We start from the raw sequence: 15101 nt of genomic DNA, 5'->3' as shown, positions 1-15101 counted from the left end.
GTCAGTTCTCCTGCAAGTCGGCAGCCTGTTGCGCCGCCCGGCCACGCGGGCCATGGAAGTAGTCGCGAATCCAGGCGTCGTCGGTGGCTTCCACCACCTCCAGTCGATCGGCCACCAGCACGCGCTTGCGCGACAGCACGGCGACCCGGTCGCAGATGGTGTAGAGCGTATCCAGATCGTGGGTCACCAGAAACACGCTCAGACCCAGCGCGTCGCGCAGCGTCAGGATCAGCTGGTCGAAAGCCGCCGCGCCGATGGGGTCGAGGCCGGCGGTGGGCTCGTCGAGAAACAGCACCTCAGGGTCGAGCGCCAGCGCCCGAGCCAGGGCGGCGCGCTTGACCATGCCGCCGGACAGCTCGTCGGGATATTTGCAAGCGGCATCCGCCGGCAGGCCGGCCAGTGCCAGCTTCAGCCGCGCCAAGTGCTCGGCGTCGCGGCGGTCGAGCCCGGCGTGTTCGATCAGCGGCAGGGCGACGTTCTCCTGCAGATTCAATGAGGTGAACAGCGCGCCGCGCTGGAACAATACGCCGAAGCGCCGCTCCACCTGCGAGCGGCGCTCGGCCGACAGCTCCAGCAGGTTCTCGCCAAATACCGTTACGCTGCCGGCGTTGGGCCGGCGCAGGCCGACGATGCTGCGCAGCAGCACCGACTTGCCGGTGCCCGAGCCGCCGACCACGCCGAGAATCTCGCCACGGCGGATGTCCAGGTCGAGATTCTCGTGCACGGTCTGGCTGCCAAAACGATTGACCAGCCCGCGTACCTGGATCAGCGCGTCGTTGGTCACCAGCCCATCTCCATGAAGAACATTGCGGCGATGGCGTCCAGCAAGATCACCATGAAAATCGCCTGGACCACGCTGGAGGTGGTGTGCTCGCCCACCGACTGCGCGCTGCCGCTGACCTTGAAGCCCTCCAGGCAGCCAATTACCGCGATGACGAAGGCGAACACAGGCGCCTTGGCCAGCCCGACGAGGAAATGGCTGACGGCAATATCGCGCGCCATGATGGTGAAGAACATGGTCGGGGAGATGTCCAGCGCCAGCACGCAAACCACCAGCCCGCCGGCGATGCCGCTGAGCATGCCGACGAAGGTCAGGATCGGCAGGGTGATCAGCATCGCCAGCACCCGTGGCAGCACCAGCAGCTCGATCGGGCTCAGGCCGAGGGTGCGGATGGCGTCGATCTCTTCATTGGATTTCATCGAGCCGATCTGCGCGGCGAAGGCGCTGGCGCTGCGTCCGGCGAGCAGGATCGCCGCCAGCAGCACGCCGAACTCGCGCAGGAAGGAGAAACCCACCAGGTTGACGGTGTAGATGGTCGCGCCGAAGTCGGCGAGTACGGTCGCGCCGAGAAACGCCACCACTGCGCCGACCAGAAAAGTCAGGAGCGCGACGATCGGCACCGCGTCCAGCCCGGTCTGCTCGATATGCACAGCCAGTGAGGTCAGCCGCCAGCGCCGCGGCCGTGGCAGCGTCAGCAACAGCGTCTGCAGGGTCAGGCCAATGAAGCCGAGCAGGGCGCGCTGCTGTTTCCATATCGCCGCTACGGTGCGGCCGATATGTGCCAGCACATCGCCAAAGGCATAGCCGCGGGGCGGCTCGGCGATGTCCGGCTTATCCAGGGCGGTGGCGACGGTGCGCAGCAGCGCCAGGCGTTCGGCCGGCAACTGCGGCGCCCAGGCTTCGATGGCAGCGATGCGCTCGCGGCCCAGCAGCTCCACCAGCAGGCCAGCGCCTGCCGTATCCAGGGCACCCAGCCCGCCCAGCTCGATCTGGCTGCGCTCGTCGATCCGCGCCCTGAGCCGCTGCACCTCTCGACGCAGTGCTGCGTAATGGGCGAGGGTCCAGTCACCGACGATGCGCGCCCGCAATGGCGAAACCCCTTGATCAAGGGTCACCGAACCGGGAGACGAGGACAGGGTGGCGCTCATCTGCTGCAAACGGGTGCCTATGTCGGGCGATGGGAACCTGATTGATGCTAGCAGGGCTCTGCCCGGCAAGACAGGATCAGGTGGCCCTGGGTCGGCAATCGGCGGCAGGCGTCGGCTGCTGATCCATGGACCACGACGATCGTGTCAAAGTGCGCCGTTACGCTCGAGCCGATAGCTGCTGATCGCCTCGTACACCGCCTTGCGCAGCCGATTGATGCCGCCGATGGGGCGATGTTCCGGCAGCGCGTGCCAGGGGTCGAAGCTGAGGTTGTCGCAGGCGAGGTTCTGCTCGGGGCTGTCGAAGTCCTGCGGCGGCAGATGGATGTCTGCGACCGTCTCGAATGGCGCGATGGCTTCGTCCCACTCGATGCTGGTGTCCTCGATGGGCATGTAATGCTCGGCGTTCTGCCGCTGCACCTGCAGGGCGAAGCAGGCGGGGGCGCGGTCGAGGGACAGCTGCTGGTAAAGCGCGCTGCGCAGGAAATTCGGCAGGTCGCGATTCTGCTCGGGCAGTTGGTAGGTTGGGCAGTTTTCCGGTGTTGGGATGACCCGGTACTTGATGTTGTGCGGACCGAGCTTGTACGGCGCCACCGAGCTGTAGGTGGTGGCAACCGGGCTTTCCGGTGCAGGCGCCAGGGTCTGTAACGCGATAAAGAGATGGCGCAGCTCCCAGCTGCGCGGATCGATGCTGGGGAAGAACGCCAGCGCCTTCTTGCCCTGCGCCTGGGCGGCGAAATTGCTGCGGTATTCGGCGACGTCGCGGACGAAGAACACCGGGTGGTTGAACATCACGAAGTCCTGCTCGCCGGCGTGGCGCGGGTCGCGGCTGAGCTTTTCCCCCGGCACGTCGAGCAGCTTGATCGCCATACCGCGGGCATCCCGGATGCGGTCGAACTGCGGGTAGGCGTTGCCGTTGGACAGCCTCACCCAAGCCTGCCAGGTCTTGCCCGGCTCGCTGAAAACGCCCTGACGCAGCATGGGCTCCAGGTCGGCGCGCACGCTGACTTCGGCACGAACGCAGCCGTGGGCCTTGGCATGGGCGTCGCGCAGCACACGGGTGTTCTCGCTGTGCTGCTCCACCACGGCAATGGCGTCGGCGATGATCGCCTGGGTGTCGGCCGCTTCGCTCGGCGCGATGGCTTCTTCGCTGGAGACGGGGCCACGATGGGTGAGGTGAAAGTGCACGGCGGCAATCGCCCAGCCGGCCAGGCCCAGGATGGTAATGGCAAGCAGCAGCCGGCCCAGCAGGCGGCCGATCCAGAGCCAGAGTCTTGTCAGCATGAGGCAGATCCTTGTGCGAAGGGCAGTTCAGGGGCAGCGTGGGCCGGGGTTGTGGGGGCGCGCCGGCAGTTCCTCGAGGTGCGGTTCGAAGCGGGGATCGCCGAGCACTTTGAGGTACTCGACCAGCGCCCAGCGCTCATGCGGTGCCAATGCCCGGCCGATCACGCCATTGCCGCGACAGCCGGCGCGGAATTCATGGCCGCGGTTGCTGTTGCCGGTGATGGCGGTATTCAGCAGAAAGCCGCCGTCGAAGCGCTCGGTGCGGATGCCCAGGTGCTGTGGATCGTATTCGCGGCTGCCGACCCAGAACTGCTTCTGCCGTTCGGCAACCGGCGACAACAACTGGAACAGCGTCGGCACCGAGCCGTTGTGCAGGAAGGGCGGCGTCGCCCAGATGCCGTCCAGCGGGCGTGCCTTGTAGCCGCGCAGTTCCTGCACGCCGATCGGCAGGCCGAAGCCGTCGAATTCCGCGCGCTCGGTCTCGTCGATGCCGGCGTCACGGTAGGCGCGCTCCTCGACATAGGCGGTGATATAGGCCAGCCCCTTGGCGCTGGACAGGCTGGCGAGATCGAGCGGGCCGGATGGCGCGCCATACAGCTGGACGTCCAGACGATCCAGCTCGTCCTGAGTCCAGCCCAGGCGGGTCAGGTCGAAGCGGTGGTCGGCAATATTGTCGGCTGTGGTCGGATCGGTACCGACGAAGGAGGTGGGGATCACCTTCACGCGCCACTCGGGGTCACGTTCGGCAGCGAAACGCTTGTCGACCGGCTTGGGCCTGGGGTCGTGGCAATGCGCGCAGTTTTCCTTGTACAGCGCGCGACCGAGGCTGGCCTGTTTGAGATCGATCGCGCCCAGCACGTCTTCAGGCCAGCGAGGCGGGGCCAGCTGCATGAGAGTGGTTTCCAGCCTGTGCAGGTCGCGTACGCGAACGCCCGATGCGTAGCGCTCGGCTTCGGCGATGGGCTGGCCGTTCTCGTGCAGCAGCCGCAGCGTGGCGCCAACACCCAGCGCCTCGCCGATATTGCGTGCCATCGGCTGCATGGCCGAGCCGTTCCACTGCACCCAGTCGAACTTCCAGATATCCCACAGATGCGGGTAGTTCACCGGCGCGTTGGCCACGCGGTAGTTTGCTGGATCGATGGCGTCGCCGAACACGCTGTTGGCGATGCGGCCAAACGCATCGGTACGGCCGAAGCCTTCTTCGGTGGGGTAGAGCCCGTGGTGCCAGTCGTTGTAGGCGGTGCCGAGCAGACGGTCGAGCACCTGCTTGAAGTCGTGGCGCAACTGCGCGCGGTCCTGCTCGTAACGCTCGCCCAGCACCTGCTCGGCGAAGCGACGGAACTTGAGCGGGTTGTAATAGGTGAAGGCCATGCTCATGCCCAGCGCCTGGCCAAAGGCGCCACCGCGCAGGGTCGGCACGGTGGAGGCCAGCGAATGCATCGCCGCGCCACCGTCGATACGAATGGCCTGCCCCCCGTAGCGCAACTCGCCGGTGTGGCAGGCCGCGCAGGTCACATCCAGATAGGCGCGACCGGTCTCATCATCCTCGTGGCGGGCAAAGCCGACCGGCAGGTCGCCGGGGTTCAGCGCGGTGGCTTGTTGCGCGGGATCGACCAGAAAGCCGAAGCGGGCGAGGTAGTCCGGCGTGGCGAACTTGTCCCGGCTGAAGGGCAGTTCCAGCGCACGGAACCAGTCGTACTCCAGCCCCTTAACCTGGGTGCCCTGCGGCGTGTAGTAGTAGGTCTGCCGCTGCGTGGCGTCCCACTGCTCCAGATAATGCAGCGCCTCGGGCGCTTCGTACTCTGGAAAGTTCGGGTAGGCCACAAAATACAGGGCGGTTGCAGGGGCTGAGTGCAACACGGTTATTGAATTGAAGCAGGCGCATCATGCCGCATAGCCATGGCTTCCTGCATCACTTTGCCCATAACTTCAATTGGGCATTTGAAGTCGAAGCGCTTACGTGGGCGCATGTTCAGTTGCAGTGCGATGGCATCCAGTTCTTCCTGGCTGTGTACCGACAGGTCTGTGCCTTTGGGCAGGTACTGGCGGATCAAGCCATTGATGTTTTCGTTGCTGCCGCGCTGCCAAGGGCTGTGCGGGTCGCAGAAGTAAATGGCCACCCCGGTCTGCTGAGTGATTTCAGCATGCCGCGCCATTTCTCGGCCCTGGTCGTAGGTCATGCTCTTGCGCATCGCCAGCGGCATGCCATTGAGCGCTGCACTGAAGCCTTCCATCGCCGAGGTCGCCGTCGCGTCGTTCATCTTCACCAGCATCAGGTAGCCACTGGTGCGCTCCACCAGCGTACCTACAGACGAGGCGTTGGCCTTGCCCTTGATCAGGTCGCCTTCCCAATGCCCTGGCATCAGCCGGTCTTCGATCTCCGGCGGACGTACATGAATACTGACCATCTCAGGGATCTGACCGCGCCGATCCACACCGCCAGAGCGCGGCCTGCGCGTCGTCTTGCTTTGGCGCAGGCAGATGATCAGCTCCTTGCGCAGTTCACCGACCGGCAGGGCATAGATCGCGTTATAGATCGTCTCACGACAGACGTAGGCCTCTCTGAGGCTGGGAATGTTCATGCTGCGCAGCTTGCCGGCAATCTGCTCGGGAGACAAACGCTCACGCAGCATATGAACCACCAGCTCAAAGCGCTCGCTACCCGGCAACAGCTTTCGCATCGGTCGACACACCTGGCGGCGGGCTTGCATCTGCTGTTGGGCTACACGGGCCGAGTAGCCACCACAGGCATCTCGATTGCGGCGCAGCTCCCGGCTGATGGTCGAAGGGGATCGGTTGATCAAGCAGGCAATCCCACGCAGGCTGAAACCTTGGGCATGACCGATTTGAATGGTGGCGCGCTCTTCAACGCTGAGTTCGGTATAAGACATGGGGGCAGCACCGTACCGGAAAGGTCAGGTGTTGCACTCAGTTTTTGCCGCCGCCAGCCCGACCCCCACGGCCAGCACGGCCAACAACAAGACAGCCCCCAGGGCTTGGCGCAGCAATCGCATCGGTACATCCTTGTAGCGTCATGGCGAAAGCGCGGTTATGGCAGGCTTGAGGGGTGATGGCAATATGTGCGGGCATTATTGGGTCTGCATTGCTGAGGTATTTCAACTGTAAGGGCATCGTTCGGTTCCACCTTTTTTAACTTGAGCGATGTGCTGTCGTGATTTGTACAACGACTGTATTCGTGTTTACCGGTCAGAGGCTAAAAGCGGCTCCGAAGGTCTGGTAGGTTTTTGTTTAACAGTTGAACTCAAAGACAAGGTAACGTGCCGGTCCTCCGATTCGTTGTAATCTGAATGATGCACTGCTTAACCTTGGTGAGCGTGACACTCAGGCCGCCAGCGGTGTATGCCATACGGAGCTCGATAAAGTCGTCTGTTGCAGCATCTGGGCGACGCCTGAACGTCGGGAGAACAGGGATTCAGCAGAATTGGCGGGTTAATCTTGATCCCCCTGTCCTTACCTGGCGCGCTGCGGGCACGAATTAGCGTAAGTTGGCTACAGACGACTCCTTGTCTAGGTTTTGTTTGAACTTGAGCGCTATAAGCCATCAGCTCCCATCGGCGTAAGATACTTTTGCTCAAACTCTTCCTGGCTTATTGAATTAGTTATGGTTGTATTTGTTCTGACATTGGTTACGCGTTCAACTCCCCTAGGCTTCTCATACTCATACTCATACTCATACTCATACTCATACTCATACTCATACTCATACTCATACTCATACTCATACTCATACTCATACTCGGCAGAGTGCTTTTCGTTGCCCACCGACTTGGAGGCAATGTAACGGCAACAGCCATCTCGAGATAAGGATAGTATGGCCTTTTCGCTATGCAGAACCTTTGGGCTCGACAGCATTGAAATTTCCTTGGAATGTTCAAATGCTCTTTTGCTGGGATCGTAAGTCCAGACAATATAAGTCCTATTGGATCCGTTGCTGGTCTCGAGTACTCTCAAGTCAGGGAGGCCGTCAAAGTTATGGTCCTCAAAAAAGATTGATATCGTATCCGTTAGAGTATCTATTTCAAAAGCTTGGCTTCTGCCGTCAATAAAAGTAATGACTATCTTAGTGCTTTCGTTGTTCTTGAAAACGTCTATTCCGCCAATGAGATTTTTGTAGCTTTTGCTTAGAGCGCTGGCACGAAAGCTGTGGCTAGCCTTGTCACTTTTCCAGATACCTTGTATCAATCGGCTATTAAACTCGGCAGTTATCTCTGCTTCGCTATAGGCTGTCTTTTCCGTCAGAGTAATATGATTTTTTTCGATTGAGCCTCGCAGCGGTATAGTTGTGCCATATCTTGTATAGTGGTAACTGCCCACGATACCGCCGTTGATCTCGGGCAGAGTCATAAAAATGTCGCTTTCAGCAATCTTACCTTTATAGGCAATGATCTCTGTGACAGATGCATTTTCAGCATGACATATATGCAGATAAGCTAACGCGAGAGTTGCGACGACTATTCTCTCCATAAAATTCCTAAAGCTCGCTTCGCTCGATCTGTAGAAGCGCCTCAGCAGTCGATGCGCAACGATGTGTTCAAAGGTTCGTCCGCGGACAGCCTGCTGCCATACCAGTAATTGTCTCATTCTGAGGCCCCTCCCGCTTCAAACGGGCTATGCGGTTTAGGCCTGCGGTATTGCCTTGGCTACGCAGCTCTCGATGAATCCGGATAGATCCATATGTTTGGCGGCTATTGAGATGAGCGACCTCAATCTGGCTTAGCAGCGTGCGGTTTGCTTTGGAGCGCCGAGACTCTGCTCTGTTACGCCGCACGTAGTATCTGCTTGGCGAAGCCTGCGGATCGGATACTGCTCAGCATGATCGCGGACGAAGGCGTACTTCACACGAGGCTCTTGGCAAAGTACGCACGTGCCGAACTGGTATTGGACATAGCTTTTCATGTGTGGCGGGTCTCTTCTTTACGACCATTATCGGCACTGTGCCAGTGCGCAATCACGTTCGGGCTGTTCAAAGGTCTCAGCCATAATGCTCACGTTGATACCGGAGTCATTGTTCTCACCCCGTGTCCAGTTGAGTGGCAAGGCCTACTGCACCTCGTGCAACCTGATGCTTTTGCTCAGTTTCTTGAAGCGCGGGATGACCTCTTCTGGTGGTGGCGTCAGCTCAGTCAGGTTGTCCGTACCTTTCTGAAAGGTGAACATCTGCACCGCCAATAGCGGTGAGCCCGTCCCACCTCGATGCGCCAGGGCGAACCAGGCTCGCTCCTGCTCGCCGGAGCCCGGCTTGGGATCCAGACGCCAGCCCTCCAGGCCAGCCAGGCGCTTGCCGAGCTGGATGCGCTCGGTGAAGGAAGTCTTGCGCCATTTCTCGGCGTCATAGCCGGGGCGATAGTCGCTGTCGTAAGTGCCCTGCGTGGGTTTGGTCTGCCAGGGGTCGTTGGCCGAGGCCGTGAGCAGGGTGAAGATCACATTGGGCGTTTTAGTGAAGCGCAGGCTGTTCTTGATGCTGTAGGCGGTCTTGCCATCGTCGGCGATAAAACCGTAGGGGAAGCAGAAGCCTGGGCCTTTGGGTACTTCATAAAGATTGCGGGTTCGGAAGCGCGCCATCAGCGCCTTGATACGCTCGGCGGAGTCGGGGCCGGCCTTGGAAAAAGAGAAGTAGTAGACGCGATTGTTACGCCAGAGCAAAGCTTTGCCAGGGGCGAGATGCCCTCCCAGGAAATAGGCGTCGGGAATGCCGAGGTCGTATTCGTGGATTTTGGTTATAGGGATCTTGCGTTCCACTTCTTCTATATTCTTCGCAAACCTTTTTACTGCTTCTCTGGTCGTTTTTGTATTTTCCATTCTGTCAAGCTCCTTTAATTCCTCAAGCGCATTTTTTTTTCTGGCCGCCTCTTTGATCAGTTCCTCTTGATACAAGCTCGCCGTGCCTTTGATATATCTTGCAGCCCCATCAAATGTGTCACGCTCGACAATATCGCTCACTCGAATGGCCAGGCCGTCATAGTCATAACTACCGCCATCCCCTTTGGCTGTTACTTTGGGGGTAAATAAATGCCCCCCCCATACATCGGTGATTCGGTCGATTCGTTGAGCGGAATAGGTTGCCCATTGCATGTCCTCGGGCACATCGAAGGTCATGCGTCCAAGGCACTCCTGTCGTGGTTCATTGGCCAACGCCATGCCTGCAGGAATCATCAGGCCGAGGCTTAGATACCGGAAAAAGCTTTTCATGTGCGGCGGTTCTCTTCGTTACGTCCGTTATCAACCTGCGCCAGGGCACGATCACGTTCGGAATGCTCAAAGGTCTGAGCCAGAATACTCAGGTTGATACCTGAGTCGTTGTTCTCACCCCGCGTCCAGTTGACGGGCAAGGCGCAGATAAAGCCCTGCACACCGACGGGTGGCGAGAACATCTTCACGTCAGCCAAGGTATTGGAGCGCCAGAAGCGCTCTTCATGGGGCATAGGCTCCAGCAGCTCCCCGCCGCGATTGATAAAACCTAGATCACGGTAAGCCCAGGTAGGCCACGTGGAGGTGGGGAATCCGTCCAGATAACCGGTCATATCCGGAGTTTTGCGAGGCTGTACCTGGCTGATGTTTTGTGGAATGAAGTCAAAAGAACCGTTGTAAAAATCCGTATTCGTTTGCGCGCGCGCCTGTATCTCCTTCCACGTTTCCTCCGCTGCCGGCTGCTCCAGATACTGCGCCAGCCCGGTGGCGGGGCTGACGCCGGAGGAGCCCCCAGCCATGGACAAGCCAAAGTGCTTCTTCCATAGATCGACCCGTAACTGATGCACGGCCTTACCGACGGTATGCGGCTGCTTACCATCGAGCTTGACCTGTACAGGCGAGCTATCACGCACGATGACCGCCAACTCTGAGTCTCGCGAACCCAGCAAACTGCGGTCATTGATATTGGCGCTGCCGAGAATGGCCACACGGTCATCGGCGATCAGCAGCTTGCTGTGCACGTAGATCTGTTCGGTGACCACACGTCCCTTGAGGTTTTCCCAGGTACGCAGGTTGAGCAGGGTCAGGTAGCGGCTCCAGTCCTGCTGTTCGTAAACGGGCCGGCCGCTCGCGTCCTTGTGCTCGATGATTTTGAGCGCCTCCTCACGACTCGCCTTGCGATCCAGCAGTCCACGCAGTGCCATGCGCTTCTGGATACGTTTGATCAGACTATTCTCGCCAAAGACCAGGCTCTGCATGGTGAGCGTAACCTGATGCATGATATTGAGGACGTTCAGCGCGCCTTCCGGATGCACCGGCAGAATTATGTAGACGTGAAACGGGCGTTTCTCATCGATGGCACGGCCAATGCGATTGGCCAGGGCTTCGCCAATCTCGTTGAGCAGGCCCGACTGGGCATCGCCAAGTTTATGGGTGAGCCAGCCCTGGGCATTGACGCCCCACATGGCTTGCAGACTTTTCAGGAACTGGCGGGCTTCGGTACTGGGTTCCTTGGCGATAGCATCGATTTCTTTCCAGTCCAGTTGCCAGATGTTCTCGGCCGCCATCGCCTCACGTAGCCGCACACGGGCGACGTAGTCCTGGCGCAGGCTGGCAGGGTCACGCAGGCTGGCCATCGGGCCGGAAAGCGGAGCATCATCAAATATTTCGCGCGCTTCACCATACGCACTCTGAAAGAACTGGTTCTCGATATAGATGAAGTGCTGCGCGCTGGAGATGGCCTGCAGCATCGCCGCCTTGCAGTTGGCCTGCACGCCGCCAGTGTCGATACCTGCCGGTAGGGGCAGGTTGACGCCCGCCTTACTACGCCCCACCTGCTCCTGTTGGGTCATGCTGCTGGAGGCGCTGCGCAGAACCTGCACGCTCATGCCGCCCGGCTGGAGGCCGGGCGCCACGGGCAATTGTGTGGGCGCGTTGATCCATACCGGCTGTGACTTGGGAAAGCTCAGGCGTGGGGCTTCATTCACCGTGAGCCCCATGCCCAGACGGTCGAGGCCTGTCTCACTGACCAAGGTATTGAGCCAACGCACGACGGCTTCCAGCAGATTACGCACCAGCGTGGTGTCCTGCAGCGCCGGCGCATCGGCCAGGTAGGCCTGCTGTCCATTCCAGCGGTCGATGAAGTTACGTGCCACGTCATAGACGGAGGGGCCTTCGATACGGCAGTGCACATCCTCCCAGGGCATACGCGGCTGATATTCGGCCAGGCGCCCATTATCCGGCGAGGCCAGTGGCTGCGGCTTCTCATGCAAATAGGCATAAGGCTCCAGATGCTGCCCCGAGCGCTCCTGCAGCAAGTGATAGATAAACCAGAGCATCGAGCTGGCCAACTCGTTGGTGCTCTCCCGGTATGCGCCAGGAATATCCTCGAAGCTCTTGCCGCTGAGCACGGTCAAAACGCGGCCGAGTTCAGTCTCACTCATCCACTGGCTGATCAGTTCGATGCTCTTGATGCGCAATGACTCGGAAAGATTACCTGCCGCCTCACGCAGCTCCTGCAACCAAGCTTGCAGACGCAGCTTCAATCCCTCGGCCATCGGAACGTTATCGAGGTTGTCGCTGATCAGCCTGGCCATCGCCTGAATGCTTTTACCCACCATCTGGCGCTGGGCAGCGCTGAGCCGCTCGAAACCCTCATCGAGATTTTCCTGAGCGCTGTTCTTGGCACGATTCAGCCACTGCAGAGCGGAAAACGGAGGGCTGCGGAAAAGGTCCGCAATATGGCTCGCGCCATTGAGAGCCGTACTCCTGCTCAGTGGAATGAGGTTGCTGCCCGACACGGGCTTTGAAAGATCGAACAGTGTGGCCATCATCAGCCCCATCGAGCTGACATGCTTGTCTATATCCATCCAGCCCAGTTTCGGTAGCCCTGGATTGTAGGCATCGTTGCCTTGCCTGCTACTGGCGTCCAGGCTGAAGTTATTGTCATCACGGCGCCCGTAGGCCAGGTCAATGCCCCCGACATAGGCGATGCAGTTGTCGACTACGACTGATTTCTGATGGTGAGAAAATGCAACACCGAGCCCCTTCATGTCGCTTTGTTGGATCGCCGGAGTGCAGAAGGCACGAGGGCCGCCAGTCAGGCCCGCATTGAGCTGGAAGACTGCCAGCATGGTCTCGAAGTCGTAAGTGCCAAGGCTGCCAGAGGGGCTCAGCCAGGGCATGACATAAACTCTCAAGGTCGGCTGGTGTTTGAGAGCCTGATGCAGGCACTGCCAAAGGCTTCGCTTGCCATCAAGCAATACGTCGTAGTTGACCTGCCAGCCGGTTATAAAAATGCATCGAGCGGCCTGATCGATGGAGGCCGCAACGTCCTTGAAGTAATCGCTGCCGGTCGTGAAAAAACGAACCTGATTCCCCGTGCGCTTGGGAGCGAATAGATTCGCTTCGTTCAAAAAGAAATCGGGGGCGGAATACGCCGCATAAGCCTTTCCGTCCTGCGTGTTGATCTGGTTGAGTTCCTTTGCACGAACGCCGTTGTAGGCAGAGTCAGTTGCCATGGCCAATCATTCCTTGGATTGCAGGTGGGTGTAGAGGTCGCTGCTGCACTGGCTATCCTGCTGGCTGCGTTCTTTTTCCAGCAGCGCATTCCCTGTGGTATTGCGACTGAGGCAATTGCTGAAATCCATCGCGCCCAGGGCATAGCGCTCACTGTCCCAACCCTGTCGCTCCAGATGAACCCGCAGGGCTATCCGTTGACCGGGATAGCTGAGCCAGAGACTCCCTGGTGCCTGAGCGTAGGCCTTCGCTAGCTGCTTTTGCTGAGTATCATCCAGCAGCACGCGGCCATCGGCATCGGTCTCTCCCTGCAGCAGCACGTTGTCATCCTCACCTAACTCAATGCCCCATGGGGTATGTGCCAAGGGAAATCCTTCGTCGCCTGGTACATCCTGAAGACGAATATTGAATCGGTACCCGCGCGCTACCACAGCGGCCGATTTGGACAGGCCGCCCTGTACCTGCTTCAACAAGCGCCCCGCCTTGTCGCTATCCGCCGCTCCCGGCAGCACCGGTGGCTTGATCTTGATCCCTGAGCCCTTGCCCGGTGCGCCGCCGGCGTTGATCCGCGCCAGCGGGCCGGAGACGGTGATGCCGCCCGGGTCGAGCTTGATGAAGCTTCCTCCGGCCTTGAGGGTCAGTTCGACGCCGGCTTCGATGACCATCTTTTGCCCGGCCTTGAGGTGGATCTCACGGCCGGCCTTGGTCAGATGGGCAGTGCCGAGCTTGATGTGCTGGGTCTGGCCGACAGTGAGGTGGTCGTCGGGTTTGACTTCGACCTTGCGATCGCCGGCAACGATCAGGTGTTCTTCGGCCTTGAACTCGCTGTAGCTGTTGGCCTTCACGGTGTCGTGACGTTCGTGGCCGACGCGGATCTTCTGGTCGTGCTCGATGTTCTCGTCCCAGTCGCGCTGGGCGTGGAGGTAGATCTGCTCGGCGCCCTTGCGGTCTTCGATGCGCAGTTCGTTGTAGCCGCCACCGCCGGGGCTGCTCAGGGTCTTGAACACCGTGCGGGTCTTGTTCGCCGGCAGGTCGTAGGGGACCTGGTGTTCCTTGTGGTACAGGCAGCCGGTCACCAGCGGTTGATCGGGATCGCCTTCGAGAAAGGTCACCAGTACCTCCATGCCGACCCGTGGGATGGCGATGCCGCCGTAGCGGTCACCGGCCCAGCTGGAGGAGACGCGCAGCCAGCAGCTGGTCTTGTCGTCGGCCTGGCCTTCGCGATCCCAGTGGAATTGAACGCGCACGCGACCGTACTGGTCGCAGTGGATTTCTTCGCCCGCCGGGCCGGTGACCACGGCGGTCTGGCTGCCGAGGATTTTCGGTTTCGGATGGTTTATTGCCGGGCGGAAAGGGATATCCCAGGGCGTAGCGGTGAAGTGGTTGCGGTAGCCCTGAGTGAAACCGACACCGGTACCGACATGGCTGGTGACCGACTCTTCCAGCACCTGCGGCTGCTTGCCCTCGTGCAGCACTTCGGTAAGCAGCCACAGGTCGTTCCATTCGCGGCGCGGGTGGTCGGAGATTTCCAGCAGATGGCCACTGACCAGCCGCGGCTGGTCACTGTTGCCCTCGGCCAGGCGGTAGTCGTGGCGGTGGCGCTCCAGCGCGCGTTGCGAGAGGTGTTTGCCGCGGGCGCGCTCGGTAAAGCGGCCGGGGTAGTCGTAGTCCTCCAGATCGGGTTGCGGCATGGCGTTCGCCGCCGGCTCGCCGCGGTGGGCTGCCTCCATCAGCAGCCTGGGTTGTTCGAAGTCGTAATCACGGCGGCTTACCCGACTGGTGCGAGTCGCGACGCGCACGGCGAAGCGCTTGATCACCGGCTCGTCAGCCGTCATGCCGTTGTCCTGCAGATAGGCGGTCGGCTGGCCGAGTCGGGCGAAGCTGGTCTGGTCGTCGCCGAAGACCAGCACGTGGCCTCTGGTGCTGTGCTCGAAGTGGTAATGGATACCTTCTTCCTCACACAGGCGTTGGATGAAGTGCAGGTCAGATTCGTCGTACTGCGCGCAGTAATCGCGCTCTGGGTAGATCACCGGGCCAAGCCCGAAGCGGTAGGCATCGGCCTGGATGCCGTGTTCCTCGAGCACCTGGGCGACGATCTGTGGCACGCTCAGGTGCTGGAAGATGCGCTGGTTAGTGCGATGGGCGAGGTAGGCCAGCTGCGGCACCAGCGTGAGCCGATAGCGGGTCAGGCGCTTGCCCGATTCACCCTGGGCGATACGGTGGACCAAGCCGTGGATGCCCATGCCGGCGGGGTCGACGGTGAGAAAGGCGGGCTTATGCAGCAGTGCCTGCAGATCAAGGTCGGGGCGCTCGCTGACCAGTTCCAGGTCGAAACGATAGGGCTGGCTGATGGCCTCGCGGCCCCGGAATTCGAGCACCTTAAAGTCGTGATCGACGCCTTCGAGGGTCAGGCTGAAGTGGGTTTCATTGGCCGCGTTGAACAT

At 60.3% G+C, this 15101-nt stretch carries 10 protein-coding genes; all 10 read right to left on the bottom strand.

The genetic code is table 11. From position 1 onward, the window contains the following. Position 1: 1 nt before the first annotated feature. The gene (locus UIB01_RS21230; protein ID WP_038666063.1) at positions 2-787 is read right to left on the bottom strand and encodes an ABC transporter ATP-binding protein; all 786 of its coding nucleotides are present in this window, start codon (positions 785-787) and stop codon (positions 2-4) included. Then, positions 781-1929 carry an MlaE family ABC transporter permease gene (locus UIB01_RS21225; RefSeq protein WP_038664986.1) on the bottom strand — a complete coding sequence of 383 codons (1149 nt, stop codon included), beginning with the start codon at positions 1927-1929 and terminating at the stop codon, positions 781-783. The genes UIB01_RS21230 and UIB01_RS21225 overlap by 7 nt, the downstream gene beginning before the upstream one ends. A gap of 144 nt (positions 1930-2073) precedes the next feature. Next, positions 2074-3210: a catalase family protein gene (locus UIB01_RS21220; RefSeq protein ID WP_038664983.1), complete on the bottom strand. Its 1137-nt coding sequence runs from the start codon at positions 3208-3210 to the stop codon at positions 2074-2076. 27 nt (positions 3211-3237) lie between these two features. Then, positions 3238-5070 (bottom strand): di-heme-cytochrome C peroxidase, encoded by a 1833-nt coding sequence (locus tag UIB01_RS21215; RefSeq protein ID WP_369678952.1) that lies wholly within the window; start codon positions 5068-5070, stop codon positions 3238-3240. 2 nt (positions 5071-5072) lie between these two features. Next, positions 5073-6101 carry an IS30 family transposase gene (locus tag UIB01_RS21210; RefSeq protein WP_038661402.1) on the bottom strand — a complete coding sequence of 343 codons (1029 nt, stop codon included), beginning with the start codon at positions 6099-6101 and terminating at the stop codon, positions 5073-5075. Positions 6102-6762: 661 nt separating this feature from the next. After that, complete coding sequence (locus tag UIB01_RS21205; protein WP_155268722.1) at positions 6763-7812, bottom strand: XAC2610-related protein; 1050 nt, start codon at positions 7810-7812, stop codon at positions 6763-6765. Continuing rightward, a complete protein-coding gene (locus UIB01_RS23650; RefSeq protein ID WP_080695122.1) occupies positions 7763-7999 on the bottom strand; it encodes an IS3 family transposase in 237 nt (78 codons plus the stop codon). The genes UIB01_RS21205 and UIB01_RS23650 overlap by 50 nt, the downstream gene beginning before the upstream one ends. 272 nt (positions 8000-8271) lie before the next feature. Beyond that, positions 8272-9420 carry a T6SS immunity protein Tli4 family protein gene (locus UIB01_RS23490; RefSeq protein ID WP_230585272.1) on the bottom strand — a complete coding sequence of 383 codons (1149 nt, stop codon included), beginning with the start codon at positions 9418-9420 and terminating at the stop codon, positions 8272-8274. Beyond that, positions 9417-12659 (bottom strand): phospholipase D-like domain-containing protein, encoded by a 3243-nt coding sequence (locus UIB01_RS21195; protein ID WP_038664970.1) that lies wholly within the window; start codon positions 12657-12659, stop codon positions 9417-9419. Before UIB01_RS21195 ends, UIB01_RS23490 begins: the two co-directional genes overlap by 4 nt. A gap of 6 nt (positions 12660-12665) precedes the next feature. Next, positions 12666-15101 carry a type VI secretion system Vgr family protein gene (locus UIB01_RS21190; protein ID WP_038664967.1) on the bottom strand — a complete coding sequence of 812 codons (2436 nt, stop codon included), beginning with the start codon at positions 15099-15101 and terminating at the stop codon, positions 12666-12668.

This window comes from Stutzerimonas decontaminans (genome assembly GCF_000661915.1).
GTDB classification, from domain to species: Bacteria; Pseudomonadota; Gammaproteobacteria; order Pseudomonadales; family Pseudomonadaceae; genus Stutzerimonas; species Stutzerimonas decontaminans.
This window is presented reverse-complemented; position numbering and strand designations above follow the sequence as displayed.